This is a genomic window from Micromonospora narathiwatensis (genome assembly GCF_900089605.1).
Taxonomy (GTDB): Bacteria; Actinomycetota; Actinomycetes; order Mycobacteriales; family Micromonosporaceae; genus Micromonospora; species Micromonospora narathiwatensis.
In genome coordinates this window covers 6,045,495-6,070,545 of sequence record NZ_LT594324.1, presented here as the reverse complement: position 1 = coordinate 6,070,545, position 25,051 = coordinate 6,045,495, and the positions used below count along the sequence as shown (strand labels likewise).

Below are 25,051 nucleotides of genomic sequence, written 5' to 3'. Positions count from 1 at the left end.
AGCGATTGTCCCGCACGACGGGTTGTGACGCCGCACACCCCCCACCCCAAGGTCGAGGTCAGCCGGCCGGCAGTTCCTCGGCGAGGCTGAGCCAGGCATCCTCGGTGCGTTCCCGCTCGGCCCGCAGCTCCTTCAGCTGGGCGTCCAGCTCGGCCACCTTCGCGTAGTCGGTGGCGTGCGTGGCGAGCCGGTCGAGCAGGTCGGCCTCCTTCTGCTCCAGCTTGGCGATCTGCCGCTCCAGCCTGCCGAGTTCCTTCTTCGCGGTACGTACCTCGGCGGCGGACATGCCCTCGCGGTCCGGAACGGCCGCGGCCGGGGTGAGGTCGGCGGGCGCCGGGCCTCCGCCCGCGGCGGCCCGGGCCAGGTACTCGTCGACCCCGCCCGGCAGGTGCACCAGCCGCCCGTCGCCGAACATCCCGTACGCCACGTCGGCGACCCGCTCGATCAGATAGCGGTCGTGGCTGGCCACGACGATGGTGCCGGGCCAGGAGTCGAGCAGGTCCTCCAGCGCGGCGAGGGTGTCGGTGTCCAGGTCGTTGGTGGGCTCGTCGAAGAGGAGCACGTTGGGCTCGCCGGCGAGCAGCCGGAGCAGCTGCAGCCGGCGGCGTTCGCCGCCGGAGAGGTCGCTGACCGGGGTCCAGAGCCGCCGGTCGTCGAAGCCGAAGATCTCGGCGAGCTGGGCGGCGCTGATCTCCCGGTCGCCGAACTGGACGCGCCGGGCCACCTCCTCGACGGCCTCCAGGACGCGCAGGTGGCCGGGGAGTTCGGCGAGTTCCTGGGAGAGGAAGGCGGGCCGCACGGTCTGCCCCGTGGTGAGTCGCCCGCCGTCGGGGCGGGTGACGCCGGCCAGCATCCGCAGCAGGGTGGTCTTGCCGGCGCCGTTGCGGCCCAGGATGGCGACCCGGTCGCCGGGGCCGACCTGCCAGGTGACGTCGTGCAGGATCTCCTTCGGCCCGGCGTACAGGGTGACCTGGTCCAGGTCGTACACCTGCTTGCCGAGCCGGGCGGTGGCGAGCCGTTGCAGCGACATGGTGTCGCGCGGCGGCGGGACGTCGGCGATGAGCGCGTTGGCCGCCTCGATGCGGAACTTGGGCTTCGAGGTACGCGCCGGCGCACCCCGGCGCAACCAGGCGATCTCCTTGCGGAGCAGGTTCTGCCGGCGGGCCTCGGTGGCCGCGGCGACCCGCTGCCGCTCGACCCGGGCGAGGGTCCAGGCGGCGAAGCCGCCCTCGTACGCCCGGACGGTCTGGTCGGCGACCTCCCAGGTGGTGGTGCAGACGGCGTCGAGGAACCACCGGTCGTGGGTGACCACGACGAGCGAGCCCTTGCGGGTGACCAGGTGTCTCGCCAGCCAGTCGACGCCACCGACGTCGAGGTGGTTGGTGGGCTCGTCGAGGATGAGCAGGTCGGCGTCGCGGACCAGCAGCGCGGCGAGGGCGACGCGGCGGCGCTCGCCGCCGGACATCGGGCCGACGGGCGCGTCGAGGCCGAGATGCGGCATGCCGAGGCCGTCGAGGATGGCCCGCACGCCGGCGTCGCCGGCCCACTCGTGCTCGGCGCCCATGCTCTCGCCGAGCCAGGCGGTGCCCAGGACGACGTCGCGGACGGTGGCGTCGGGCGCTAGGTTCAGGGTCTGCGGCAGCCAGGAAACCCGCAGGTCGCGGCGGTGGGTGACCCGGCCGTCGTCGGGTTCCTCGATGCGGGTGAGCAGCCGCAGCAGGGTGGACTTCCCGGCGCCGTTGAGGCCGACGACGCCGACCCGGTCGGCGTCGTCGAGGCCGAGCGAGACGTCGGTGAGCAGCGGCCCGGCGGCGCCGTACCCCTTGGACACCCGGTCCAGGTTGACGATGTTGGCCACTCCCCCACCTTTCATGATCAAGGCGTCCCGGTGCCGGTGGCACCTGGGGACGCCTGGCCCCTCAGGGTACGCGGATCCGCCCGACGGACGTCAGGCCCCGTTGCGGCTCAACGACCCCCGCCGCCCGGTTTGTTCCGCCCGCCGGGCGCTCCGCACGCAGATCGCCGGCCTGGCGGTGTCCGGCTCACGGGGATACCGCCAGATCGCCGACCTCGCGGTATCCAGGTCACCGGGATACCGCCACATCGGCGACGCCGAGCCGATCTTGCTGGGCCGGACGGGTGCCGACCCCTGGCCGGACGGGCCGGAACCGGCTGGACGGGCCGGAGCCCGGCTGGGCGGGGCCGGCCGGACCGGGCGTCCCGGCGGTCAGACGACGCGGGCGCCGGCGACCGGGCCGTGGGCGACCCGGGCCTCCCGGCACACCCCGGCGGCCTCCAGTTCGGCGGCGATCCGCCCGGCGTCCGCCTCGTTGGTGGCGAGGAAGACGCAGGTCGGGCCGGAGCCGGAGACAATGCCGGCGAGCGCGCCGGCCGTCTCGCCGGCCTTCAGGGTCTCGGCGAGCGCGGGACGCATGGCCAGCGCGGCGTCCTGGAGGTCGTTGCCCAGGGCGGCGGCGAGGACCCGCGGATCGCGCTGGCGCAACGCGGCGAGCAACGTGTCGGTGCTGCCCAGCGGCTCCCCGGCGGCGCCGGCGTCGCGGAGCCGGTCCAGCTCCCGGTATGCGGCCGGGGTGGAGAGGCCGCCGTCGGCGACCGCCACCACCCAGTGCCAGGACGTGGGTCGGGCGAGCACCGGGCTGACCGCCTCGCCCCGGCCCGTGCCGAGAGCGGTGCCCCCATGGATCAGGAACGGCACGTCGGAGCCGAGATCGGCGGCGATGCCGCCCAACTGTTCCCGGGACAGTCCGGTGCCCCAGAGCGCGTCGCAGGCCACCAACGCGGCGGCGGCGTCGGCGCTGCCGCCGGCCAGCCCGCCGGCGAGGGGGATCTGCTTGCGCAGGTGCAGCCGGGCGTGTGGCAGGACACCGGCGTAACCGGCGAGCGCGTGGGCGGCCCGGATCGCCAGGTTGGAGTCGTCGAGGGCCAGCTCGCCGGTGCCCTCGCCCTCCATGGTGAGGGTGAGGGTGTCGCCGCGCCGGGCGGTCAACTCGTCGTAGATGGAGATCGCGTGGTAGACGGTGTTCAGCTCGTGGTAGCCGTCCCGGCGCAGCGGCCCCACCCCCAGATGCAGGTTGACCTTGGCGGGCACCCGGACCTTGACCGGCCCGCCGGCCCCGCGCCGCTGCTCGCCCTCGTCGTCCGGTCGCCAGGCCTCGGTCACGGGACGATGTCCCGCGGGCACAGGCGGATGTCGAACGGCTTCTCCACGATCAACTCCTCGGCGGGGTCGGGCAACGGCGCCCAGCCTACTGGGCCGGGCCGGGCGCGGTCGGGGCCGACGCGGCGACGGCGGCGAACTGCTCCACGGTCAGCGACTCGCCACGGGCACCCGGGTCGACGCCGGCGGCGGTGAGCGCGGCAGCCGCCCGGTCCGCGCCGCCGGCCCAGCCGGCCAGGGCGGCACGCAGGGTCTTGCGGCGCTGCGCGAACGCCGCGTCCACCACCGCGAAGACCGCCTCCCGGCGTACGTCGGCGCGGGGCGGCTCCCGGCGGGTGAAGGCGACCAGCCCGGAGTCGACGTTCGGCACCGGCCAGAACACGTTCGGCGGGACCTTGCCGGCGGCTCGGGACCGGGCGTACCAGGCGAGCTTGACCGAGGGGATGCCGTACACCTTCGAGCCGGGACCGGCGACGAGCCGGTCGGCGACCTCCTTCTGCACCATCACCAGGCCGTGCCGCAGGGTGGGCAGCTCGGCGAGCAGGTGCAGCACCACCGGCACGGCCACGTTGTACGGCAGGTTCGCCACCAGCGCGGTGGGCGCCGGGTCGGCCAGTTCGGCGGCGGTGACCCGCAGCGCGTCGGCGGGGTGCACGGTGAGCCGGGCGGCGTCCGGGCCGGCGAACCGGGCGGCGGTCTCCGGCAGCGCGGCGGCCAGCGTCGGGTCGAGTTCCACGGCGTGCACGTGCGCGGCGGCCGGGAGCAGGGCCAGGGTGAGCGAGCCGAGCCCAGGGCCGACCTCCAGCGCCACGTCGTCGGGGGCGAGCCCCGCGCTGGCGACGATCCGGCGGACCGTGTTGGGGTCGTGCACGAAGTTCTGGCCGAGCTTCTTGGTCGGCGTCACGCCGAGGCGCGCGGCGAGTTCCCGGATCTCCGCCGGGCCGAGGAGACCGGTCACGGAACCAGAGCCTACGGCCAGCGACCCCGGTCGGGCGGGCCAGGTGGGGCAGAAAGCGGCGCACCCCACCAACCCGATCGGGTTGTGGATCGTGTGTAGGTCCGAAAGGAGGCGCTGATGGATGCCTTCGAAGGCTTGTCGGAGTTCGTCAGAAGCAACACGGCGACGCTGTCGCGGCTGGCCTATCTACTGGCCGGCAATCATGCCGACGCCCAGGACCTGGTGCAGTCCGCGTTGACGAAGACCGCGGTGCGCTGGCGCCGGGTCTCCGGCTACGACGATCCGGTGGCCTACGTCCGGCGGGTGATGGTGAACGAGGCCACCAGTCGGTGGCGCCGGTGGCGCCGGTTGAGGATCCACCCGGTCGGGGGAGTGCCGGAGCGGACCCGGCCCGATGACGCCGCCGAAGCGGTCGGCCGGGTGGTGCTGTGGGAGGCGTTGGGCCGGCTGACCAGCCGTCAGCGGGCCCTGCTGGTACTGCGGTTCTACGAGGACCGCTCGGTGCAGGAGACCGCTGACCTGCTCGGTTGCTCGGTCGGCACGGTGAAGAGTCAGACCCACCACGCGTTGGCGCGCCTACGTGCCATCGCGCCCGAACTCGCCGAACTGGAGGTTGTGGCGTGAACGAGCTGCGGGAGCTGTTGCACACGAAGGCCGCCGAGGTGCCGTGCTACGACGTCGGCGGGCAGGTGCTGCGGGCGGCCCGCCGGCGGCGGCGGGTGGTGCTGGGTGCGCCGGTGGCCACACTGGCGGGGGTGTTGGCCGTGGTCGGGGTCGTCGCGGCGACGGCCCCGTTCGGTGGCGACGTGCCGATCGTCGCCGCCGACCGCCCCGCGCTGGCCGTTTCCCTGCCGTGGCTGCCGGCCACCGTGGGCGAGGACGACGGGAAGGCCGCGCCGTTGCCCACCAACCGGGGCGTTGGCGCCGGCTCAGTCCTGTACGCGCGGTGCGCCCTGCCCTGCGCCCCCCGGCTCATCACCGAGGACGGCCGGGAGTACGAGCTTCCCGGGCCGGAGACGATGCCGCCGGCGGCGCCCCGGGTGCCGACGCTGTCGCCGGACGGACGATGGCTGTCCTACCCCGACGCCGGGGGTCGATACGTCCTGCGTGACCTCACGGACGCCCGGACAGTGCCGACGGGAACCCGGCGGGTGGTTGGCTGGTCGGCGGACAGCCGCTGGGCGGCCCTCGCCGACGCCGACGACGAGGACGTCACCGCGCTGCTGTCGGCGGCGGACGCGCGGGAGGTGCCGGTGACGCTGCCGGCCGATGAGCAGCGACCGCTGGCGGGGTTGACCAGGGATGGCGGAGTTGTGTTCGGGCCCACCGAGGCACGGGCGAACGACGCACCGGTCGACTTGCGGATCATCGACGCCGCTGGTGCCACGCGTACCGTCCGGGTTGACACATCCGACCTGTTCGGGCCGGACGAGGAGCTGTCGGGCGGCCCGGTGCTCGCCGCCGACGGAACGACCGTGTTGTTCCAGGTGATGCGGGTGCGGGACGGGCTCGCAGCACCGGGAGACCTGGTCCGCGTCGATTTGGCCGACGGCTCGGTCCGCGCCCGGTTCCGGTTGCCCGTCGGGGACGCGGACGTCCGGCCGGGCCGGACGGACGGCGGCCACGAGACCGGCCCGACCGGGGGCCAGCACCGGTCGCTCGTCTCGGCGCTCGCCGAGGGGGCGGTGCTGGTGCACTACCAGGGTCCCCCGCCGCACGCGGTGGAGGTACTCGACCTGCGCAGCGGCGATCGGGAGGTGATCACCAGCGTCGCCGACGGCGTGGTCTGGTTGCGGGTGCGCGGCCAGACCGTCTGACCGGAAAGGAGGGGGTCCTTGTCGACAGGCGTCTGTTGACAAGGGCCCCTCCTCTCACCAGGGGCCGAAGGCGCGGTCGCCGGTGGCGGAGATGGCGGCGCAGAGGGTGGCGAGGTCGGTGCCGGTGGTCTCGGCCAGGGCCCGGACGGTGAGCGGGATCAGGTACGACGCGTTCGGCCGGCCCCGGTGCGGCATCGGGGTCAGGTACGGGGCGTCGGTCTCCACCAGCAGTTGGTCGATCGGGGTCACCACGGCGGCCTCGCGGAGCGTCCCGGCGCTGCCGAAGGTGACCGTGCCGGCGAAGCTGAGCAGGTAGCCCCGGCGTACGCAGTCGCGGGCGAAGTCGGCGTCGCCGGAGAAGCAGTGCATGACGACGGTGTCGGGGGCACCCTCGTCGTCGAGGATTCGCAGCACGTCGGCGTGCGCGTCCCGGTCGTGGATGACCAGTGCCTTGCCGTACCGCTTGGCGATGGCGATGTGTGCCCGGAAGCTCTCCTCCTGCGCGGCCCGCCCCTCGTCCCCGGTACGGAAGAAGTCCATCCCGGTCTCGCCGATCCCGCGTACCCGGTCCCGGGCGGCGAGGGACTCGATCTCACGCAGCGCCTCGTCCAGGTCGGACAGCCGGGGCGCCTCGTTCGGGTGCAGCGCCACGGTGGCCAGCACCGCGCTGTGGCGCCCGGCGACGTCGGCGCCCCAGCGGGACGACTCGACGTCCACGCCGACCTGGACCAGCCGGTCCACGCCGACGGCGGCGGCCACCGCGACCGCCACGGCGACCGGGTCGTCGACGGGTCCGCCGCTCGCGCCGCCGTCCGCACGCGGCTGCGGCTCGCTGCCCGGAGGTACGCCGTATTCGCTCACGGTGATGTCGAGGTGAGTGTGGCTGTCCAGCACGGGGACGGGCAGCGCCTCGGGGGCGGGCGGGAACTCCCCGGCCCGGCGGGCGGCCCGCTGTCTGCGGGTTTCGGTCTGCTCGGTCATCGCGGCCAGCATCACACACCGCCGGTGGCCGGTGTTCCCGGACCGCCACCGCCTGTTCACACCCCCAACATGTGTCGCGCTTACCGTGCGGATCGTGACCGTCACCCCTCAGGCCAGCGGAACCGGGCTGCATGTGACGTACGACGGCCGCGTCCATCCGGCGGACGAGATCGCCCGGGGTGCGGCGTACGAGTTGTTCAGCGCCGAGGAGGTGCCCGGCTTCGAGTGGGCGCCCCGGCCGGGCGTGGCGCATCCGTGGCGGAGGTTCGTGCACGCCACCGAGGTGAGCGCGGTGCACGGCGGGACCCCGCCGACCGAGGAGGCGGACGCGCCGCTGCTGATGCCGGTGCACCGGGAGCACGACTGGTCGTACGTGCACCAGCTCAGCCAGCAGCCGGCGGCGGCCGGGGACGCGACGCTGGCCGCGGTGCGCGGCTCGGCGGTGATCCGGCCGGGCACCCGGATGGTGAAGGTGCTGTCCGCCCGCCAGCTCGCCGGCTACGTGCGGGGCCTGCTGCCGCACGGCTTCTGCTACCGGGAGCACGATGTCGCGCACCTGCGTACGCCGGCCGGGCTGGCGGTGCTGCGCGGCGACGGCGAGGGCGGCGACGTGGCGTACGCGCTGCGCTGGCGGGCCGCCGATCCGGCCGACTACGACGTGCCGGTCGGGTCGGCGCACCAGGGGCTCATCGCGCTGCCGCCCCGGGACCGGCTCGGGCCACCGGTGCTGGGTACCGGGTTCGTGCCGAGCAACGCCCAGCTCGTCCCGGAGTTCGTCACCCGGGACTTCGCCGACCTGCCGATGCCGGCCAACGCCGCCCTGGTCGCCTACCCGGCCGAGGGGGTGGAGGTGGTGCTCTACACCTACCAGGCGGAGCAGCGGGGCTGGCTGCGGATGGTCGGCCCGCAGTGGCGGCATCTGCTGTCCGCGGTGCCCGGGCTCTCCCCCGACCAGGAGTACGTGCCGACCGGCGACGCGCCCCGCTCCACGCGGCTCGTCGGCGCGTACCGGAACCACGAGTACGAGGCGGTGGCCGACCAGCCCGGCGGGTTCCGGGTGCTGGCGATGACCCGGGCGGCCCGGTACCCGGTGGAGGCGGCGGCCCGGCGGCTGCGCTACGCCGCCTGGCGCGGGGTGCCCTGCCTGGTGCTGCGGGAGGAGTCGGGCTGGCTGCGGCTGCGGCTGCGCCGGCCGGACCCGGACGCGGTGGTGGCCACCGGGGCGCAGTGCCACGAGCGGGGCGTCTACGAGACCTGGGCGCCGGGCGCCGAGGTGACCGACGACCAGGTGGTGGACCTGCCGTACCCGCGGGCATAACCGGGGGCAGTGCGGGAATCCGCCGGGGTCCGCGACGGCATCCCAGCTCAGGAGACCCGATATGCCCTTCGTAACCGTCGGCACGGAGAACTCCGCGCCCATCGACCTGTACTACGAGGACCACGGCTCGGGCCAGCCGGTGGTGCTCATCCACGGCTTCCCGTTCAACGGCGCGACCTGGGAGAAGGTGTCCATCCCGCTGTTGAACGCCGGATACCGGACGATCACGTACGACCGGCGCGGCTTCGGCTCCTCCGCCCAACCGGTCATGGGATACGACTACGACACCTTCGCGTCCGATCTGGACGTGCTGATGACCGAGCTGGACCTGCGCAACGCGATCCTGATCGGGCACTCGATGGGCACCGGCGAGATAACCCGCTACCTGGGCACGTACGGGTCGAACCGGGTGGACCGGGCAGTGCTGTTGGCCCCGCTGGCGCCCTTCCTGCTGAAGACGGCGGACAACCCGGAGGGGGTCGACAAGGGCCTCTTCGACGGCTTCCAGCAGGCGATCATCGACGACCGGTTCGCCTACCTGACCCAGTTCTGCCAGAGCTTCTTCAACTTCGACGAGAACAAGGGCAAGCGGGTCAGCGACGATGCGTTCCGGGGGCACTGGGAGATCGGCGCGCGGGCGTCGGCCAAGGGCACCCACGACTGCGTGGACGCGTGGCAGACGGACTTCCGCAACGACCTGCCCCGGATCGACGTACCCGTGCTGATCGTGCAGGGCGACAAGGACGCGGTGCTGCCCCACCCGGCGACCGGTCAGCGGTTGGCGCCGATGCTGCCGAACGCGAAGCTGATCGCCCTGAAGGGCGCACCGCACGGCATCCCGTGGACCCACCCCGAAGAGGTCAACCAGGCGATCATGGAATTCATCGGCGTGTCGCGGATGGCGCGCGCCTGAACGTGCCGGCGGCGCGGCCCGGGAGTCCGGGCCGCGCCGCCGCGCGTACGGTCAGCCGGCCAGTCGGGCCAGCTCCTCGTCGACGATCGAGGGGTCGAGCTTGCGGAACACCGGCTTCGGCGCCGCGAGCGGCCGACCCACCTCCAGGGGTACGGGCTCCCAGCGCGCGCCGACGGTGTAGTCGCCGGTCAGCACCGGGTACGCCGGCCCGCCGTCGAGGTCCTTGACCTCCTCGATCACCGGCATCGGAGCGTGTACGCCGGTGCCGCCGAGCAGTTCGTGGATCTTCTGCGCGGAGTGCGGCAGGAACGGGGTGAGCAGCGTGTTGGCGTCGCTGACCACCTGGAGGGCGACGTGCAGGATGGTGCCCATCCGCGGCTTGTCGTCCTCGCCCTTGAGCTTCCAGGGCGCCTGCTCCGACAGGTACTTGTTGGCCTCGGCCACCACCCGCATCGCCTCGCCGATGGCCTGCTTCTGCCGGTGCTTGGCGATCAGGTCGCCGACGGTGGCGAAGCCGGCCCGGGCGGTGGCGAGCAGCGCCTGGTCGGCGTCGGTGAGCCCGGCCGGGTCGACCGGCGGGATCGCGCCGAAGTTCTTCGCCGCCATCGAGACGGACCGGTTGACCAGGTTGCCCCAGCCGGCGACCAGCTCGTCGTTGTTGCGGCGGAGGAACTCCGACCAGGTGAAGTCGGTGTCGTTGCTCTCCGGGCCGGCGACCGCGATGAAGTAGCGCAGCGCGTCGGCGTCGTACCGCTCCAGGAAGTCCCGGACGTAGATGACGACCTTGCGGGAGGAGGAGAACTTACGCCCCTCCATGGTCAGGTATTCGCTGGAGACGACCTCGGTGGGCAGGTTGAGCCGGCCCAGCTCGCCCGGCTCGCCGTCGCGTGACCCCTCCCCGGAGTAGCCGCCGAGCAGCGCCGGCCAGATCACCGAGTGGAAGACGATGTTGTCCTTGCCCATGAAGTAGTAGCCAAGGGCGTCCTTGCCCTCCGCGTCGGCGGACCACCACCTGCGCCAGGCCTCGGGGTCGCCGGTGCGGCGGGCCCACTCCATGGAGGCGGACAGGTAGCCGATCACCGCGTCGAACCAGACGTAGATCCGCTTGTCGGACCGGTCGCGCCAGCCGTCCAGCGGGATCGGCACGCCCCACTCCAGGTCGCGGGTGATGGCCCGGGGCTGGAGGTCGTCCAGCAGGTTCCTGGAGAACCGCAGCACGTTGGGCCGCCACCCCTGCCGGGTGTCCAGCCACTGCCGCAGCGCGTCGGCCAGGGCCGGCAGGTCCAGGAAGAAGTGCTCGGTCTCGACGAACTCCGGCGTCTCCCCGTTGATCTTCGATCGGGGGTTGATCAGGTCGATCGGGTCGAGCTGGTTGCCGCAGTTGTCGCACTGGTCGCCGCGGGCGCTGTCGTAGCCGCAGATCGGGCAGGTGCCCTCGATGTAGCGGTCGGGCAGGGTACGGCCGGTGGACGGCGAGATCGCCCCGGTGGTGACCTTCGGGATGATGTAGCCGTTGCGGTGCAGCCCGAGGAACAGCTCCTGCACCACCGCGTAGTGGTTGCGGGTGGTGGTGCGGGTGAACAGGTCGTACGACAGTCCCAGCGCCCGCAGGTCCTCGGCGATCACCCGGTTGTACCGGTCGGCCAGCTCGCGCGGGGTGACCCCCTCGGCGTCGGCCTGCACCTGGATCGGGGTGCCGTGCTCGTCGGTGCCGGAGACCATGAGCACGTCGTGGCCGGCCATGCGCATGTACCGGGCGAAGACGTCGGAGGGAACGCCGAATCCGGATACGTGGCCGATGTGGCGCGGGCCGTTGGCGTAGGGCCAGGCAACCGCGGCGAGAACGTGACTCATGAGCAGCAAGCGTAGTGATTGCCTCCGGTCGACCGCGAACCAATAGGGCACGTCCCGCCAGCCAACCCGGACAGGTCGTCCGATTTGTCGTCGACACGCGGCCTGAGCTGCCCGATCGCCCCCGCGTACCGGTGTGAAATGAACGGCGTGACCAGCAGACCAGCGGCGCCGGAGCAGGACGGGCCGGCCGCCACCCCGGCGGAGGACGCCGCCGCGCCCCGGACCGGGGCGGCGGCGCGCGGCGGGTCCGTCGCCCCGCAGCCGCGGGTCGAGCCGGCCGACCCGCCCGCGGAGGTGGAGCCGACCACCGGGGCGCCGGTGGACGCGGTGCCGCGCCGGGTGCCGGTCCGACAGCCACACTGGCAGCAGCCCACCCCGGGCGGCACGCCGGTCGGCGGGATCTCCTGGGCACCCATCGAGGAGGTGCACTGGGACGGCACGCCGCTGCGCGCGGAGCCATCCCGGCGGGCGGGCCGGCAGCGGCTCCGGCCGGCGTCCCGGCAGCGCCCGTCCCGCCCACCGGAGCCGCTGCCGGCGATGGTGGTGCTGGTGGTGTTGAGCCTGCTCGCGGCGTTCTTCGCCTGGGTCAGCGCCGAGCCGTTCTGGCTGGCCGCGGGGCACGCCACGAGCGGGACGGTGGTGATCACCGACTGTGCCGGCGGCGGCCTGACCCAGCGCTGCCGGGGGATCTTCCTGGCCGGCGGCGAACGGTTCGTCGCGCACGGGGTACGGGTCAGCGGCGTGCCGGCCGACCACAGCGCCACCGGCAGCGCCCTGCCCGCCCGGATGACCGGGCCGGGCGGGGGCACCGCGTACGCGGACACCGGGGTCGGCCGGCACCTGCGCTGGCTGCTCGGGCTGCTACTGGTGCTGGGCTGCGCGGCCGGGATCGCCCGGTGGACCGGCGCCACCCGGCTGCCGGACCGGCGACACCGCCGCTGGGCGGTGGGCGTCGCCGTGACCGGCCCGCTGCTGATCACCGCCGGTTTCCTCGCCGCCGCCTGGTGACCGGCGTCAGGAGGGGTTGACGGGGCGCCCTTCCGTCAGCTGTGCACGACGGCGTAGACGTCGCGACGGCGGAGGTTGTGCTCGGTGGCGACCTCGGTGATCGCGTCCCGCCGGGACAGCCCGGCCGCCTCCCGCTCGGCCACCGCGGCGCGGAGCGTGTCGTCGTCGGGCCGGACCGCGGCGACCGGCGGCGCACCCGCCACGACCAGGGTGATCTCGCCGCGCGGCTCACCCGCCGCGGCCCACTCGGCCAGCGCGCCGAGCGGCCGGCGGACCACCTCCTCGTACGTCTTGGTCAGCTCCCGGCAGAGCGCGGCGGACCGGTCCGGGCCGAACACGGCGGCCAGGTCGGCCAGCGCGCCGGCGATGCGGTGCGGCGCCTCGAAGAGGACCAGGGTGCGTTCTTCGGCGGCGAGGGCCCGCAGCCGGGACCGGCGGGCGGCCGGCGTGCGGGGCAGGAAGCCCTCGAAGCAGAACCGGTCACAGGGCAGCCCGGAGAGCGCCAACGCGGTGGTCACCGCGCTCGGGCCGGGGGCCGCGGTGACCGGAACGCCGGCGTCGAGGGCGGCCCGGACCAGCCGGTAGCCGGGGTCGGAGACGCTGGGCATGCCGCCGTCGGTGACCAGGGCGACCGTGTAGCCGGCGGCGAGCACCTCGACCAGTTCCGGGGTACGCCGCTCCTCGTTCCCCTCGAAGTAGGAGACGATCCGGCCGGGCACGGTCACGTCGAGGTCGCGGGCCAGCCGGGTGAGCCGCCGGGTGTCCTCGGCGGCGACCACGTCGGCGGTGGCGAGCACCTCGCGGAACCGGGTCGAGGCGTCGGCCGGATTGCCGAGCGGTGCGCCGAGCAACACCAGCCGCCCAGCCTCGGACATTTCACCCACCAAGTGCGCTCCTTCATCGATAGCCGTACCAATCTCGGAGACGACAGGCGCCACCGGGCACCTTCGCAGCCTACGATCGCCGGGTGACGAGTGCGTCGACTGCACAGAGCGCGAGCGCGGATCGGGCCGGCACGGACCGACCGGCCGCCGACCTGTCCACCACCGAGCAGGCCGCCGGTTCCGAGACGAGTGGCGGGGGCGGTATCCCGGCCGTCGTACGGCGGCGGCTCGCCACCGTCGACGCCCGCCTCGACGGGCACGCCTGGCTGGCCACCGCGGTCGTCGTGGCGATCGCGGGGATCCTGCGGTTCCTCGGGCTCAGCGGCCCCAAGGGCAAGATCTTCGACGAGGTCTACTACGCCAAGGACGCGTACGGGCTGATCGACCGGGGCGTCGAGTGGAACTACAAGGACAACGGCCCCTCGTACGTGGTGCACCCGCCACTGGGCAAGTGGCTGATCGGGCTCGGCGAGTGGGCCTTCGGCTACCAGGACCCGGAGACGAACATCTCCGTGCCGGGGCACCTGATGACCACCGCCCCGGAGTTCGGCTGGCGGTTCGCGGCGGCCGTGGCCGGCACCCTGTCGGTGCTGCTGCTGGTGCGGATCGGCCGGCGGATGTTCCGCTCCACCACGCTGGGCTGCGCGGCCGGGCTGCTGCTCGCCCTGGACGGTTTCCACCTGGTGCTCTCCCGCACCGCGCTGCTCGACATCTTCCTGCTGCTGTTCGTGCTGGCCGCGTTCGGCGCCCTGGTGCTGGACCGGGACGCCCGGCGACGCCGCTGGACCCGCGCGCTGGAGGCGGGGCTCGATCCGTCTCGGCCGGGGCGGGCCGGCCGGCCGCCTTCGACCTGGCGGGAGTGGCCGTGGTGGCGACTGCTCGCCGGCGTGCTGCTCGGCTGCGCCTGCGCGGTGAAGTGGAGCGCGCTGTACTTCGTGCCCGCCTTCGCGCTGCTGGTGATCCTCTGGGAGGTCGGCGTACGCCGGTCGGCCGGCGTACGCCACCCGTGGCGGGACGCCCTGCTGGACGAGCTGCCCTGGCTGCTGCTGGCCGGGGTGCTGATGGTCGCGACCTACGTCGCCACCTGGTCCGGCTGGCTGCTCAGCGATGACGGCTACTACCGCCTGGCCAGCCGCTACCCGAACGCGGGGCTGAGTGACGCCCCGGTCATCGGGCCGCTGATCAACCTGTGGGAGTACCACCGGGCCGCGTACGGCTTCCACACCCAGCTCGACGACCCGCACAAGTACCAGTCCTGGCCGTGGCAGTGGTTGCTGCTCGGCCGGCCGGTCGCCTTCTACTGGTCCGGCGACGGCGGCTGCGGCGCGCCGAGCTGCGCCTCGGAGATCCTGCTGCTCGGCACCCCGCTGCTGTGGTGGTCGTTCCTGCCGGCACTGGCTGCGCTGGCCTGGCTCGGGCTGGCCCGCCGGGACTGGCGGGCCGGCGCGATCCTGCTCACGGTGGCCGCCGGCCTGCTGCCGTGGTTCTGGTTCGCCCTCGACAACCGGACGATGTTCTCCTTCTACACCGCCCCGGTGGTGCCGTTCCTGGTGTTGGCGGTGACCTACGTGCTCGGCGCGATCGCCGCACCGGCGCCGGCCACCGCCCCGGCCGGCGCGCCACCACCGAGTCAGCAGGACGTCGCCGATCGCCGGCTGGTGGGTGGCGTCATCGCGGGCGCGTACGTGCTGCTGGTGGCCCTCTGCTTCGGCTACTTCTACCCGATCTTCGTGGGCCGGTTGATGACCTACGCGGACTGGTCCGCCCGGATGTGGCTGGACGGCCGCTGGATCTGATCCGGGACCGCCCGGTCGACGGATGACCGGGCGGTCCCGGCGCACAAAAAGACGCGCCCCGATCGCCTGCCACGGGGGAAGCGGGCGATTGGGGCGCGCAGATGAAGCTTAACCACACTTCGAGCAGTCGCACAACGGGTCGACTCCAGTCAGATTTCCGACGAATACCCCTTCCGACAGTTGCCCCACAGCGGGCAACTAACCGTGGGTGACACGGTCGGAACAGTACGAATTCCTTACCGCCTCCGGACGCGCACGGTGACCGGACCATCACCGGCGATCATCCGCCGACGCGCCGGCCGACCAGCGGTCGGCGGACCCGGATGATCTTCCAAAGTGGATCTCACTACACTTCGCCCGGTGATCAACAAGAGACGATCGACGGCCGTCCTGCTCGGACTGCTGGCGACGACCGCGCTGATCGGTCCGGCGCCCGCCAAGGCCGTCGACAACCCCACCGAGACCCCCGCCGAGCCGCCCAAGGTCGAACTCGTCCTCGACGTCAGCGGCTCGATGCGGGCCCGCGACATCGACGGACGCAGCCGGATCTCCGTCGCCCAACAGGCGTTCAACGAGGTCGTCGACGCGCTGCCGGACGAGACCCAACTCGGCATCCGGGTGCTCGGGGCCACCTACACCGGCAAGGACAAGAAGCAGGGCTGCCTCGACACCCAGCAGATCGTGCCGGTCGGCCCGGTGAACCGGGCGCAGGCCAAGGCAGCCGTGGCCACGCTCCGGCCGACCGGCTTCACCCCGGTCGGGCTGGCGCTCCGCTCCGCCGCGCAGGACCTCGGCACCGGCAGCACCGCCCGCCGGATCGTCCTGATCACCGACGGCGAGGACACCTGTGCCCCGCCCGACCCCTGCGAGGTGGCCCGCGAGCTGGCCGCCCAGGGCACCAAGCTGGTCGTCGACACGCTGGGCCTCGCCCCCGACGAGAAGGTACGCCGGCAACTGCTCTGCATCGCCGGCGCGACCGGCGGCACGTACACGGCGGCGCAGAGCGCCGACGAGCTGACCGGCCGGATCAAGCAGCTCGTGGACCGGGCCCGGGACACGTACACCGCCGCCCCGACGGTGGTCGGCGGGTCGGCCGAGTGCGCCAACGCGCCACTGCTCGGCCCCGGCGTCTACACCGACCGGGAGGCGTTCTCCGAGCACCGCTGGTACCGGGTGCCGGTGCGGCCCGGCCAGGAACTGCGCGCCTCGGTCAGCGTGGCGCTGGACCGGCCGGTCAACCCCGACTACGGCGTACTGCTGCGGGCCACCGCGCCGGACGGGCGCGAGCTGGTCCGGGGGGTCGACGCCGGCAGCGGGCGGACCGACGTGGTCTCCGCCGGCCTGCGCTGGTCGGCGGTCGAGGAGGACACCCCCACCCCGTCCCCGACCGGCACCGTGACCGCGCAGACGGTGTGCCTGGTGGTCAGCAACTCGTTCGCCCCCCGCCCCGGCACCGAGGCCACCCCGGGCATGCCCGTCGAGCTGACCGTCGACGTGGTCGCCGCCTCCCCCGCCCCGGACGGGCCGGACCTCGGCCGCAGCTGGGCCCTGCTGCTCCTGCTCACCCTGGCCGGGCTCGTCACCGGGCTGGTCACCGGGCTGCTCACCCGCTGGTGGGTCGCCACCTGGAGGGAGAACTGAGGATGCGTACGCTGATCCGGTCCGCGGCGGCGCTGGCCGCCGCCGGGCTGACCCTCGCCCCGGCCGCCGCCTCGGCGGACCCGACGCCCTCCCCCGGTGCGACCACGGTCACCAAGTCCGGCACCTCGTTCCTGACCGCCACCGCCATCACCGCCGGGCAGCCCGTCCAGGTGGGCGCGTCGACCGGCGACCACCTCTACTGGTCGTTCCGGGCCGACGCCGGGCAGACCCACCAGATCACCGCCACGGTCTCCTTCCCGAAGGGCCGCACCGGCAAGTCCACCTGGGCCGTCGACGTCTTCGACGGGCTGCGCCGCCGGCAGGCCTGCACGGCCGGGGCGCAGACCCCGACCGCCGACGCGGCGGCGACCAGCGTCACCCTGGGCTGCACGCTGCGCCGGGTCCGGCCGTGGGCGGAGCCGTGGTCCGGTGACCCGCTGCCCGGCACCTACTACGTCCGACTCGCGGTGACCGACCTGCCCGAGCCCGACCTGGGCCTGCCGATCGACGTGGACCTGCTGGTCGGCGTGGACGGCGAGGGCGGCGCGTCCGGTGACGACGGAAAGCTCGAGGCGCCGCTGGTGCCGAACACCCGGGCCGGCACCGTGCTCACCACCGAGCCGACGCCCGAACCGGTCGCCGAGGCGGAGACCAGCCTCACCGGCTGGCTCCCGGAGGCCGGCTCGCGCTGGGTCTGGACCACCGCCGGCGGCGTGCTCGCCGCTGTGGCCGGCGTGGTCGGCTTCGCGCTCACCCGGCGACCCCGCCGCCCCTGAGGGACCTCCGGTGGCCGTCGCGCGAGTGGACGCGGCGGCCACCGGAGCAACCGTCAGAAGGTACGCCCGCCGCGCGGCACCCAGCCGATGAACCGGGCCTGCAACGACACCACCGGCGCGGCGTGCAGGTCCTGCGTCGCCGCCGCGAGGCAGGAACCCAGGTAGACGCTCAGCGCGGCCCGGTCCACCTGATACTCGTCCAACAGCCGGATGCGTTTGGTGGCACAGGGCCACTCCTCGCCGCACGAGCCGCAGTTCCAGTCGGGGGTCACCGGCGCGTGATCGTCCGGTCCCGGGCCCGACGCCTTCGCACCAGGCGTCATCGGCACTTCCTCTCGCAAGTGGACGGGTCCTGTCGGCCGTCGCCAATGGACGTGGCCAGCCCCGTGACGTCCCAACAGCGCCACCCAACGCTGTGGCGTTACATCCCTACGGTACGTTCACCATCCATGGCCGCCACGAACCACGCCGCAGGCGCGGAAAACCCCTCCCACCTGCGACGACGCCCCACGCGGCTGTCCGGTGCGTGACCTCCTGCCACCGGCGGTCGCGGTGGCCGTGGCCGGTCCGGAGGACTGGTCCGGCGTGCTGCTGCCGGCCGAGCGGGCCTGCCTCGGCGACCGGGCGGTGGCCAGCCGACGCCGGGACTTCACCGCCGGCCGGGTGTGCGCCCGCCGGGCCCTGGCCGGGCTCGGGCTGCCGGCCGTGCCGGTGACCTCGGCCGCCGACCGCTCCCCGGTCTGGCCGGCCGGTGCCGTCGGCACCATCACCCACACCCGTGACTACTGCGCGGCCGCCGCCGCCCGCGCCACCGACTTCCGCGCCGTCGGCATGGACGCCGAGCGGCCCCGCGAGCTGAACCCTGGGGTACGCCGGGCGATCTGCCTGCCCGAGGAGGAGGCGGACCTCGCCCGGCTGCCCGCCGGTCTCCCCTGGCCGACGGTGCTGTTCAGCGTCAAGGAGACCGTGTACAAGGTCTGGCACCCGGTGGTCGGGACATGGCTGGACTTCCACGACGCCCGGGTGACGCTCGACCCGGAGGCGGGCACCTTCACCGCCCGGATCGCGCCGGCGCGGGTCGCCGCCGCCCCGGTGCCCGATCCCCCGGCATCGATCACCGGCCGGTTCACGGTCGACACCGGCCTGGTACGCGCCGCCGCCGTGCTGGCACCCCGCTGACGCCGCACCACCCCTATCCGGCGGCCCGGTGGCATCGTGGTGTGGACGGGCTGCTTCTGGGGGTGGTCGGCACCGTCGGCCGCGTCCGTGACATCACCCGGACGGGTCGTGTTTGCGCTGGTCAAGACGGATCGGCAGGGCTTGTGGCGGCGGCCGGAGCGGGTGTCCCACCGCGTTGGTGATCGTTCACCACCATCCCGGGCGAACGCAGCAATCTGAGCGAAGACACAGCCCCGGACCCTCACGATGCTGACTCCCGGTGCAGGGCCGGGAGCCGACCGGCTGGCGGCTACGCGCATCCACAGCGTCTGGAGGAGACGAATGAGCAAACTGATGCGACGTGCCGGTGTCGTGCTGGTCGCAGCCGCCGTGGCGGTTGGGGTCGCGGCGGTGCCGGCCAGCGCGCACGTGGTGACCACCCCCAACACGGCCGACACGAAATCGTTCCACACCGCGTTCCGGGTGGGGCACGGGTGTGACGGCTCCCCGACGACGGCCGTACGGGTGCGGATTCCCGAGGGCGTGCACCTCGTCGACCCGGACCCCGTGCCCGGCTGGACCGTCGAGGTCACCCGGGCGCACGGCAACGGCCACGGCTACGGCCAGGTGGTCGAGGTGGCGTGGGTCGGCGGGCCGCTGCCCGACCATGACGTCCAACTCTTCGGCCTGGGCTTCCGGATCGACCGGAAGGCGCCCGAGGTGCTGTGGTTCCCCACCGTCCAGGAGTGCGAGGTGGGCGAGAACCGCTGGGTGGAGATCCCGCCCAGCGTGGCGGAGTGGCACAGTGTGCCCAACCCGGCCCCGTACGTGATCAACGCGGCCTGGTAGTCCCGCCCTCGCGTCGATCATGGAGTTGTGGCGCCCGATCCGTCGGGATACCGGCGCTTTGCACGGTCCACAACTCCATGATCGACGGCTTGGGGGGTGGTGAGCGCGGGGGAGCTGGTCAGGCGGGTGTGGTGGGTGGGAGGAAGAGGTGGCCGTGCCACGCGCCACGGACGGTGCGGGTCGCGACCGTCGCCCAGGCGGCGAGCAGCAGCGCGTACAGCAGCACGGCGAGGGCGGCCAGCAGGGCCGAGCCGGACCGGGCGGCCAGGCCGGTGACGCCGGTGACCAGGGTGCCGACGGGGAAGGTGAAGCTCCACCAGGTGAGCGAGAACGGCAGGCCGGCGCGCGCCGTGCGCACCGTGATCGCGGCCGCCAGGGCCAGCCAGAGCAGGGCGAAACCCATGACCGGTACGCCGTAGAGCACAGCGAGCATCTGCGCGCCGGCCGCGTACGGGTCGGGCAGGACCCCTTCGGCGGCCCGGCCGAGCAGATGCGCGGCGGTGATCGACTGGCCCAGCGGCCCCAGCACGATCCACAGCGTCGGCACCATCCGCGCGGCGCCGACCCGGTGGGTGACCAGCCGTGCCCAGAGCTGCGGCAGGATGATCACGGTGGCGGCCAGGCTGATGCCGAACATCGCGTAGCAGGCGATCACCAGGTCGAGCCGGGCCTGCCCGGGCGGCAGGTACGGCACGAGCAGCGCCCCGTTGGCGGCCGAGACCATCGGCGGCACCACCGGCATCAGCCAGCCGGCAAACGCCGCGTCCGGCCCGATCCGGTGCCGGGTCATCATCAGGTACGGGATCGCCACCGTGGTCAGCAGGCCCAGCCCGGTCCCGGCGCTCCACAGCACGAGGTCGATCGCCACGGCAGCCGATTCGCCGAGCCACGCACCGCCCAGCAGCAACGCACCGCCGCCGACGGTCATCAGGGCCATCGGTGGTGCGCCCCAGAACTGCGCCATCACCGGATCGGCCGCGTACCCGAGCGCGGTGTTCCGGTGCCGGCGCAGGTGCACCGCCCACGCCGCGATGAGCGCCACCAGCAGCAGCGCCGCAGCGGCCCAGACCACGGTCGCGGCGAACCGCAGGCCCGGCAGGCGCAGCGGCAGGCCGGCAGCGGCGGTGGCCACGATGCCGGTGCCCATCACCGAGGCGAACCAGTTCGGCCCCAGGTACGCGAAGACGTCGCGCGGCTGCGCCAGCGCCGACAGCGGCGCGGGCCGCCCGACGACGTCGGGGCGACGACGCGGCAGGGTAGGTGGCTGGGGCAGGGTGTTCATGTGATCGACTGTCGGGCCGCCGCGACCGGGCCGGTAGGCATCGATTCCGTACCGAGCCATAACCTGCCCTTATGCCTCTGCCGCCACAGGTGACCGACCTGACCAGCTTCGACCTGCTGCTGTCCGTCGCCCGCCTCGGCAGCATCGGCCAGGCCGCGGCGGAACACCGCGTCTCCCAACCGGCCGCCAGCGCCCGGCTCCGTCACCTGGAACGTCGCCTCGGCCTCACCCTGCTGCACCGCACTCCCCGTGGCACCGTCCTCACCTCCACCGGAGCCCTGATCGCCGACTGGGCCCGTGGCGTGGTGGAGGCCGCCGATTCGCTCGCCGCCGCCGTACAGACCCTGCGCAGCTCGCACGAGAGCCGGCTCACCATCGCCGCCAGCCAGACCGTCGCCGAGTACCTGCTGCCGGCGTGGCTGGTGGCGCTGCGCGCCCGGCACCCGGACCTGACCGTCACGCTGCGGGCCGCCAACTCCGCGGAGGTGGCCGCCCGGCTCCTCGCCGGCAACGTCGACCTCGGCTTCGTCGAGGGCCCCGACCTGCCGCCCGGCCTGGATGCCGCCACCGTCGCCGCCGACCGGCTCACCGTCGTCGTCGCCCCCACCCACCCGTGGGCCCGTCGCCGGCGCGGCATCACCCCGGCCGAACTCGCCGCCACCCCGCTGGTGTCCCGGGAGGCCGGCTCCGGCACCCGCCGCGCCCTGGAGACCGCCCTACGCGAGCACCACATCGACGTGCTCGCCGCGCCGCTGCTCGAACTGTCCTCGACCACGGCCATCAAGCACGCCGTCGCGGCGGGCAGCGGCCCGGCCGTACTCAGCTCGCTGGCGGTCAGCACCGAACTCGCGGCGGGCACCCTGACCGGCGTACCCGTCACCGGCCTCGCCCTGCACCGCCGGCTCCGCGCCGCCTGGCCGGCCGGCGCGCAGCTCATCGGCCCCGCCCGCGACCTCTACGCGATCGCGGGGCGGCACAGGTAATCGATGCCCGGCGAGACCGGTCAGCGCGGCGAGATGCGTGGCCACAAGGGATGCCGGACACCGGGGTAGCGTGCCCTACGTGCGGGAGCAGACGGGCAACGGGCGGCAGGTGTTCGTGTCGACGCATGAGCGCCCCGACCAGCGAGATACGCCGGTGATCGACCTGGACGCCACGCGGGAGCAGCCCGCGTGTCCCGATCCGGACGGGCAACGGCACGGCTGGCAGGCGCTCCGGTCGAGGCAGGTCTCCCTGCCGCTGGTCCTTGCCCTCCTGCTGGGCACGGCAGCCGCGGCTGCTGTCGGCACCTACCGGTGGCAGGCCCGGCATCAGCGTCTGGCCGAGGAGTCGGCTGCTTCCGTGTATGTCCTCGCGCAAGCCGAGATAGCCGGCGTCGAGCGGGACGGGCCGTTGGCCAGAATCAAGTCATCGGTGATCGTGGCGAACACCGGCCCCCTGCCGGTGGAGGTCACCGACATCCAGGCCGTGGAGGGCAGCCTCGCACTCAGCGCGGTCGGCCCCGACGTCGTACGGCCAGGGCTGCGGTCGTTCGCCGCCTGGGTGACGGTCGACTGCACCACGCCGGTGCCGAACGAGTCCGTCCCGGTCGTGATATCCGTCCGCCCCGCGGACGGAAAACCGCGCGACCTCACCTACCAGGTGCCGCCCCGCCCCTGGCAGTACGCGTACGAGTCCGTGTGTCTGCCACCCCCGCAGCTCAGGGTCGTGCGGGTGCCAGCTCAGTAGCCGACCAGGGTTTCCACCCACGGACGAACGGGGAATCCGGAACCGAGAGGGGGCGGACGCCGCCCCCGGTTCGCCACAACGACAGGGAGCCGACATGAGCTCTACCGAGCGGGCGAAGGACAAGGTCGAGCGGGTGGCCGGCGCGGCGCGGGCCCGAATGGGCAACATGGCCCAGAACGAGCGGTCGGAAGCGGAACGGGTGGCGCGGCGGGATGAGATCCGGGGCGAGCAGCCCGGTGAGCACGTCCAGGAGGACGCACGGGACGCGCGGGACGACTTCAGCAGCTGATTCGAAAACGCCCAGAAGATCAAAAAGGCCGTCTCCCGGACTGGGAGGCGGCCTTTCAACTGAAGTGGAGCTGAGGGGATTTGAACCCCTGACCCCCTCGATGCGAACGAGGTGCGCTACCGGTCTGCGCCACAGCCCCTCCGCTGGCGTACCAGCGTCGGTCCCACCCGGCTTGCACCGGGCGGGCCGGCGCTAAGGCTAACAGGTCCGGCACCTCCGACGCGAACCGCCCCACCCGATGAGGAGATCTTGGTAGGAACAGGCCCCCGAGGGGCCCGAACCTACCAAGATCTCAACATGCGGGGCCCGCTAGGCGGCCTCGGGGACGTACGTCAGGTTGAGGACGCCGGACTTGAAGGTCTCGTGGCTCGCCAGGCGCAGCGGGTGCGTCGGGGTGTCCTCGAACAGCCGCTGGCCCCGCCCCACGGCGATCGGGTGGACCAGCAGCCGCAGCTCGTCCAGCAGCCCGTTGGCCAGCAGCCACCGGACCGTGGTGGCGCTGCCCGACATGGCGATCTCCCCGTCGGCCCGCTCCTTGATCTCCCGCAGCCGCGCGGCGACCTGCGCCGGGTCACCCGACAGCAGGGTCGAGTTCTGCCAGGTCGCCTGGGTGAGCGTGTTGGACAGGACGTACTTCGGCACCGAGTTGATGAAGGTCGCGAAGCCGGCGTCCTCGCCCCCGCCGTGGTTCGGCCAGAACTCCGCCCACTCCTGGTACTGCCGGCGCCCCATCAGGAACGCCGTGGTCGCCTCCACCCCGCGCCCGACGGCGGCGCCCATCTCGTCGTCGAAGTAGGGGAAGTGCCACTGGTCCGGCCGCTCCACGACGCCGTCCAGCGAGATGAAGAAGTTCGAAACGATCTTGGCCATGGCCCGCGCTCCTGTTCGTCGGTCGTGGCCGGCTCCGCGCCGGCCTTCATCAACCCGTCGAACGGCGCCCGCCGGATTCGACAACCCGGCCCAAGATTTTTCTCAGGCGCTGTGCGAACCGCGTCCGGCCTCGTAGGCCCGGCCGCGCAGGCCGCCGGCCCGCCGGTAGGAGACCGAGCCCCCGCTCGCGGCCCGGGGCAGGTCGGAAGGAAGGTCCAGCCCCATCGCCGTACGCCGGACCGCCTCGCGCTGGACGGCCAGCCGCCGCTGGGCCTCCCGGCGGGCCGCGGCGCGCCTCGCCTGCTCGCGGCGCACCTCGGCCTGGCGGGCGGCCAGCCAGGCCGCCTCCCGGGCCTCCGCGCGCCGCCGCCGGCGGTCGGCCAGCGCCAGCTTCCGCAGGTGTACGACGTACGCCACGAGCAGGGTGCCGGTCACCGAGACGCTGATCCAGAACCCGGGGCCGACCAGCACCACGCCGATCAGCTCGACGAAGTTGAGCAGCAGCAGCGCGGCCAGCACCCGGCGCCGGCGGTAGATCGCCGGGGTGTGGCGGCGCTTCGGCGGGTGCCGTCGACGGGACCTGGCCGGGGTGGGCGGCACCGATCGGAGCCGCCCGGACCGGCGGGCTGCGGGCGGCGCGGAGACCGGTGCGACCAGACCCTTCGTATCCGCGTTCTCACTCAGCGTGACGACAAGGGAGCGGGGCGGCCGGACCGGTCGCCGTCCCGGCACGGTACGACGCCGACGGTGGCGCTGGAGCACCCGCGCCGTCGACTGCGCCCGCTCCGCCACCAGCCGCTCGGTGGCGTCGTACCGGCGAACCAGCGCCGGCGCGAGGGCGAGCAGGCCGGCGGCGGCGAGGACGGCGAGGAGCACCGAGGTCGGCACCCTCACCCCTCCCGTCACCAAAATTCGGGCCCGCGCCATACGACCGCAACTTGTTCCGTCAACCATCGGTCACGGCGCAGATCATGCAGTCACGCAGCGCTTGCCACAGCTTGCAGTTACTTGAGGTTACGGGCCGCCGACCGGGTTGACCGTACGCCGCGCCGGGCGTGGCAGGTGGGACGCTTCACCCGCGACTGTCACGTACGCGGTGCCAGCGGGCCAGCAGTCCGCCCTCGGCGGCCACTTCCTCGCTGGTCATCGCGTATCCGATGTGGTCCCGCCAGGCGCCGTCGATGTGCATGTAGCGGACGTGGTACGCCTCCTCGCGGAAGCCCAGCTTCTCCACCACCCGCCGGGACGGTTTGTTCTCCGGCCGGATGTTCACCTCGATCCGGTGCAGCCCGCCGGGGCCGAACGCGTGGTCCACGGCCAACGCGACGGCGGTGGGAATCACGCCGCGACCGGCCACCCGGGAGTCCACCCAGTAGCCGACGTACCCGGAGCAGAACGCCCGGCGGACGATGCTGCCGAGGTTGACGTGCCCGACCAGCCGCTCCTGCCCGTCCTCACGCAGGCAGACGGCGAACGGCATCCCGTCGCCGGTACGCGCCGAGCGGCGCTGGTCGGCGTGGACGAAGCGGAACGCGGCCGGCGAGTTCAGCTCGTCCCAACCGCCGGGCAGATGGGACTCCCAGGGGGACAGCCAGGCCCGGTTCGCGCGCCGGATCTCCGACCAGGCGGCGGCGTCGGAGCGCCGGTACGGACGCAGCACCACCGGACCGTCCACCAGCACCACCGGCCAGCCGGGCGGACGTCGAAACAGGCTCACCGGGTCGGCCTTCCGCTCGCGGCCGTGGGGCTCG

At 73.5% G+C, this 25,051-nt stretch carries 24 protein-coding genes and 1 tRNA gene; 13 read left to right on the top strand and 12 right to left on the bottom strand.

Features of this window, described 5'->3' with window-relative positions; translation table 11 throughout:
• Positions 1 to 58: 58 nt before the first annotated feature.
• The 3 genes from GA0070621_RS26865 to rsmA all read right to left on the bottom strand — a co-directional run bounded on the left by GA0070621_RS26865 (position 59) and on the right by rsmA (position 4,136).
• Positions 59 to 1,858 carry an ABC-F family ATP-binding cassette domain-containing protein gene (locus tag GA0070621_RS26865; RefSeq protein WP_091200964.1) on the bottom strand — a complete coding sequence of 600 codons (1,800 nt, stop codon included), beginning with the start codon at positions 1,856 to 1,858 and terminating at the stop codon, positions 59 to 61.
• Positions 1,859 to 2,227: 369 nt separating this feature from the next.
• The gene (locus tag GA0070621_RS26860; RefSeq protein WP_091200962.1) at positions 2,228 to 3,181 is read right to left on the bottom strand and encodes a 4-(cytidine 5'-diphospho)-2-C-methyl-D-erythritol kinase; all 954 of its coding nucleotides are present in this window, start codon (positions 3,179 to 3,181) and stop codon (positions 2,228 to 2,230) included.
• Between the two features lie 85 nt (positions 3,182 to 3,266).
• Positions 3,267 to 4,136, bottom strand: coding sequence for a 16S rRNA (adenine(1518)-N(6)/adenine(1519)-N(6))-dimethyltransferase RsmA (rsmA, locus tag GA0070621_RS26855; RefSeq protein WP_091200960.1), 870 nt, complete (start codon positions 4,134 to 4,136; stop codon positions 3,267 to 3,269).
• A gap of 117 nt (positions 4,137 to 4,253) precedes the next feature.
• Between rsmA and GA0070621_RS26850 the strand changes: the two genes are divergently transcribed.
• Both GA0070621_RS26850 and GA0070621_RS26845 read left to right on the top strand, forming a co-directional pair.
• A complete protein-coding gene (locus GA0070621_RS26850) occupies positions 4,254 to 4,760 on the top strand; it encodes a SigE family RNA polymerase sigma factor (protein ID WP_091200958.1) in 507 nt (168 codons plus the stop codon).
• A complete protein-coding gene (locus GA0070621_RS26845; RefSeq protein ID WP_091200956.1) occupies positions 4,757 to 5,953 on the top strand; it encodes a hypothetical protein in 1,197 nt (398 codons plus the stop codon). The genes GA0070621_RS26850 and GA0070621_RS26845 overlap by 4 nt, the downstream gene beginning before the upstream one ends.
• 54 nt (positions 5,954 to 6,007) lie before the next feature.
• Here the strand turns inward: GA0070621_RS26845 and GA0070621_RS26840 are convergent, their stop codons facing one another.
• Positions 6,008 to 6,946, bottom strand: a complete 939-nt coding sequence (locus GA0070621_RS26840) for a TatD family hydrolase (RefSeq protein ID WP_091202888.1) — start codon at positions 6,944 to 6,946, stop codon at positions 6,008 to 6,010.
• A gap of 82 nt (positions 6,947 to 7,028) precedes the next feature.
• Between GA0070621_RS26840 and GA0070621_RS26835 the strand changes: the two genes are divergently transcribed.
• Together GA0070621_RS26835 and GA0070621_RS26830 are read left to right on the top strand one after the other, a co-directional pair.
• The gene (locus GA0070621_RS26835; protein WP_091202886.1) at positions 7,029 to 8,252 is read left to right on the top strand and encodes a hypothetical protein; all 1,224 of its coding nucleotides are present in this window, start codon (positions 7,029 to 7,031) and stop codon (positions 8,250 to 8,252) included.
• A gap of 61 nt (positions 8,253 to 8,313) precedes the next feature.
• Complete coding sequence (locus tag GA0070621_RS26830; RefSeq protein WP_091200954.1) at positions 8,314 to 9,165, top strand: alpha/beta fold hydrolase; 852 nt, start codon at positions 8,314 to 8,316, stop codon at positions 9,163 to 9,165.
• A gap of 51 nt (positions 9,166 to 9,216) precedes the next feature.
• On the opposite strand, the gene metG is transcribed toward GA0070621_RS26830, so the two are convergent.
• Positions 9,217 to 11,019 carry a methionine--tRNA ligase gene (gene metG, locus GA0070621_RS26825; protein WP_091200952.1) on the bottom strand — a complete coding sequence of 601 codons (1,803 nt, stop codon included), beginning with the start codon at positions 11,017 to 11,019 and terminating at the stop codon, positions 9,217 to 9,219.
• Between the two features lie 138 nt (positions 11,020 to 11,157).
• On the opposite strand from metG, the gene GA0070621_RS26820 reads away from it, so the two are divergent.
• Positions 11,158 to 12,027, top strand: coding sequence for a hypothetical protein (locus tag GA0070621_RS26820; protein ID WP_231920972.1), 870 nt, complete (start codon positions 11,158 to 11,160; stop codon positions 12,025 to 12,027).
• A gap of 35 nt (positions 12,028 to 12,062) precedes the next feature.
• Here the strand turns inward: GA0070621_RS26820 and rsmI are convergent, their stop codons facing one another.
• Entirely contained in the window at positions 12,063 to 12,902 is an 840-nt protein-coding gene (gene rsmI / locus GA0070621_RS26815; RefSeq protein ID WP_407940362.1) for a 16S rRNA (cytidine(1402)-2'-O)-methyltransferase, read from the bottom strand.
• Between the two features lie 92 nt (positions 12,903 to 12,994).
• On the opposite strand from rsmI, the gene GA0070621_RS26810 reads away from it, so the two are divergent.
• From GA0070621_RS26810 to GA0070621_RS26800, 3 genes are all read left to right on the top strand, one after another.
• Complete coding sequence (locus GA0070621_RS26810; RefSeq protein ID WP_091200948.1) at positions 12,995 to 14,707, top strand: dolichyl-phosphate-mannose--protein mannosyltransferase; 1,713 nt, start codon at positions 12,995 to 12,997, stop codon at positions 14,705 to 14,707.
• Between the two features lie 360 nt (positions 14,708 to 15,067).
• Positions 15,068 to 16,348, top strand: a complete 1,281-nt coding sequence (locus GA0070621_RS26805) for a VWA domain-containing protein (protein ID WP_091200946.1) — start codon at positions 15,068 to 15,070, stop codon at positions 16,346 to 16,348.
• A gap of 2 nt (positions 16,349 to 16,350) precedes the next feature.
• Entirely contained in the window at positions 16,351 to 17,124 is a 774-nt protein-coding gene (locus GA0070621_RS26800) for a peptidase (protein WP_091200944.1), read from the top strand.
• 53 nt (positions 17,125 to 17,177) lie between these two features.
• On the opposite strand, the gene GA0070621_RS26795 is transcribed toward GA0070621_RS26800, so the two are convergent.
• Positions 17,178 to 17,447, bottom strand: coding sequence for a hypothetical protein (locus GA0070621_RS26795; RefSeq protein WP_091200942.1), 270 nt, complete (start codon positions 17,445 to 17,447; stop codon positions 17,178 to 17,180).
• Between the two features lie 199 nt (positions 17,448 to 17,646).
• Here GA0070621_RS26795 and GA0070621_RS26790 point away from each other — a divergent pair, with 199 nt between their 5' ends.
• A complete protein-coding gene (locus tag GA0070621_RS26790; RefSeq protein WP_091200940.1) occupies positions 17,647 to 18,303 on the top strand; it encodes a 4'-phosphopantetheinyl transferase family protein in 657 nt (218 codons plus the stop codon).
• Between the two features lie 321 nt (positions 18,304 to 18,624).
• Positions 18,625 to 19,131 carry a YcnI family protein gene (locus tag GA0070621_RS26785; protein ID WP_157740078.1) on the top strand — a complete coding sequence of 169 codons (507 nt, stop codon included), beginning with the start codon at positions 18,625 to 18,627 and terminating at the stop codon, positions 19,129 to 19,131.
• 118 nt (positions 19,132 to 19,249) lie between these two features.
• Here the strand turns inward: GA0070621_RS26785 and GA0070621_RS26780 are convergent, their stop codons facing one another.
• On the bottom strand, positions 19,250 to 20,413 hold the full coding sequence (locus GA0070621_RS26780; protein ID WP_091200936.1) for a TDT family transporter: 1,164 nt from the start codon (positions 20,411 to 20,413) through the stop codon (positions 19,250 to 19,252).
• 71 nt (positions 20,414 to 20,484) lie between these two features.
• Between GA0070621_RS26780 and GA0070621_RS26775 the strand changes: the two genes are divergently transcribed.
• The 3 genes from GA0070621_RS26775 to GA0070621_RS26765 all read left to right on the top strand — a co-directional run bounded on the left by GA0070621_RS26775 (position 20,485) and on the right by GA0070621_RS26765 (position 22,430).
• Positions 20,485 to 21,396, top strand: coding sequence for a LysR family transcriptional regulator (locus GA0070621_RS26775; RefSeq protein WP_167667450.1), 912 nt, complete (start codon positions 20,485 to 20,487; stop codon positions 21,394 to 21,396).
• A gap of 79 nt (positions 21,397 to 21,475) precedes the next feature.
• Positions 21,476 to 22,141, top strand: coding sequence for a hypothetical protein (locus GA0070621_RS26770; RefSeq protein WP_157740077.1), 666 nt, complete (start codon positions 21,476 to 21,478; stop codon positions 22,139 to 22,141).
• A gap of 94 nt (positions 22,142 to 22,235) precedes the next feature.
• Positions 22,236 to 22,430 (top strand): general stress protein CsbD, encoded by a 195-nt coding sequence (locus tag GA0070621_RS26765; RefSeq protein WP_091200932.1) that lies wholly within the window; start codon positions 22,236 to 22,238, stop codon positions 22,428 to 22,430.
• Between the two features lie 65 nt (positions 22,431 to 22,495).
• On the opposite strand, the gene GA0070621_RS26760 is transcribed toward GA0070621_RS26765, so the two are convergent.
• The 4 genes from GA0070621_RS26760 to GA0070621_RS26745 all read right to left on the bottom strand — a co-directional run bounded on the left by GA0070621_RS26760 (position 22,496) and on the right by GA0070621_RS26745 (position 25,017).
• Positions 22,496 to 22,569 (bottom strand) — tRNA-Ala (locus GA0070621_RS26760).
• A gap of 170 nt (positions 22,570 to 22,739) precedes the next feature.
• The gene (locus GA0070621_RS26755) at positions 22,740 to 23,300 is read right to left on the bottom strand and encodes a dihydrofolate reductase family protein (protein WP_091200930.1); all 561 of its coding nucleotides are present in this window, start codon (positions 23,298 to 23,300) and stop codon (positions 22,740 to 22,742) included.
• A 102-nt stretch (positions 23,301 to 23,402) separates the two neighbouring features.
• Positions 23,403 to 24,188, bottom strand: a complete 786-nt coding sequence (gene sepX, locus GA0070621_RS26750; RefSeq protein ID WP_091200928.1) for a divisome protein SepX/GlpR — start codon at positions 24,186 to 24,188, stop codon at positions 23,403 to 23,405.
• A 184-nt stretch (positions 24,189 to 24,372) separates the two neighbouring features.
• Positions 24,373 to 25,017 (bottom strand): GNAT family N-acetyltransferase, encoded by a 645-nt coding sequence (locus tag GA0070621_RS26745; protein WP_091200927.1) that lies wholly within the window; start codon positions 25,015 to 25,017, stop codon positions 24,373 to 24,375.
• Positions 25,018 to 25,051 lie beyond the last annotated feature (34 nt).

Bases quoted from the DNA above. Each gene is read 5' to 3' on its own strand.
- GA0070621_RS26850 (WP_091200958.1), top strand. From the start codon at position 4,254: ATGGATGCCTTCGAAGGCTTGTCGGAGTTCGTCAGAAGCAACACGGCG.
- GA0070621_RS26840 (WP_091202888.1), bottom strand. From the start codon at position 6,946: ATGCTGGCCGCGATGACCGAGCAGACCGAAACCCGCAGACAGCGGGCC.
- GA0070621_RS26830 (WP_091200954.1), top strand. From the start codon at position 8,314: ATGCCCTTCGTAACCGTCGGCACGGAGAACTCCGCGCCCATCGACCTG.
- metG (WP_091200952.1), bottom strand. From the start codon at position 11,019: ATGAGTCACGTTCTCGCCGCGGTTGCCTGGCCCTACGCCAACGGCCCG.
- GA0070621_RS26820 (WP_231920972.1), top strand. From the start codon at position 11,158: ATGAACGGCGTGACCAGCAGACCAGCGGCGCCGGAGCAGGACGGGCCG.
- rsmI (WP_407940362.1), bottom strand. From the start codon at position 12,902: ATGTCCGAGGCTGGGCGGCTGGTGTTGCTCGGCGCACCGCTCGGCAAT.
- GA0070621_RS26800 (WP_091200944.1), top strand. From the start codon at position 16,351: ATGCGTACGCTGATCCGGTCCGCGGCGGCGCTGGCCGCCGCCGGGCTG.
- GA0070621_RS26795 (WP_091200942.1), bottom strand. From the start codon at position 17,447: ATGACGCCTGGTGCGAAGGCGTCGGGCCCGGGACCGGACGATCACGCG.
- GA0070621_RS26785 (WP_157740078.1), top strand. From the start codon at position 18,625: ATGAGCAAACTGATGCGACGTGCCGGTGTCGTGCTGGTCGCAGCCGCC.
- GA0070621_RS26780 (WP_091200936.1), bottom strand. From the start codon at position 20,413: ATGAACACCCTGCCCCAGCCACCTACCCTGCCGCGTCGTCGCCCCGAC.
- GA0070621_RS26775 (WP_167667450.1), top strand. From the start codon at position 20,485: ATGCCTCTGCCGCCACAGGTGACCGACCTGACCAGCTTCGACCTGCTG.
- GA0070621_RS26765 (WP_091200932.1), top strand. From the start codon at position 22,236: ATGAGCTCTACCGAGCGGGCGAAGGACAAGGTCGAGCGGGTGGCCGGC.
- GA0070621_RS26755 (WP_091200930.1), bottom strand. From the start codon at position 23,300: ATGGCCAAGATCGTTTCGAACTTCTTCATCTCGCTGGACGGCGTCGTG.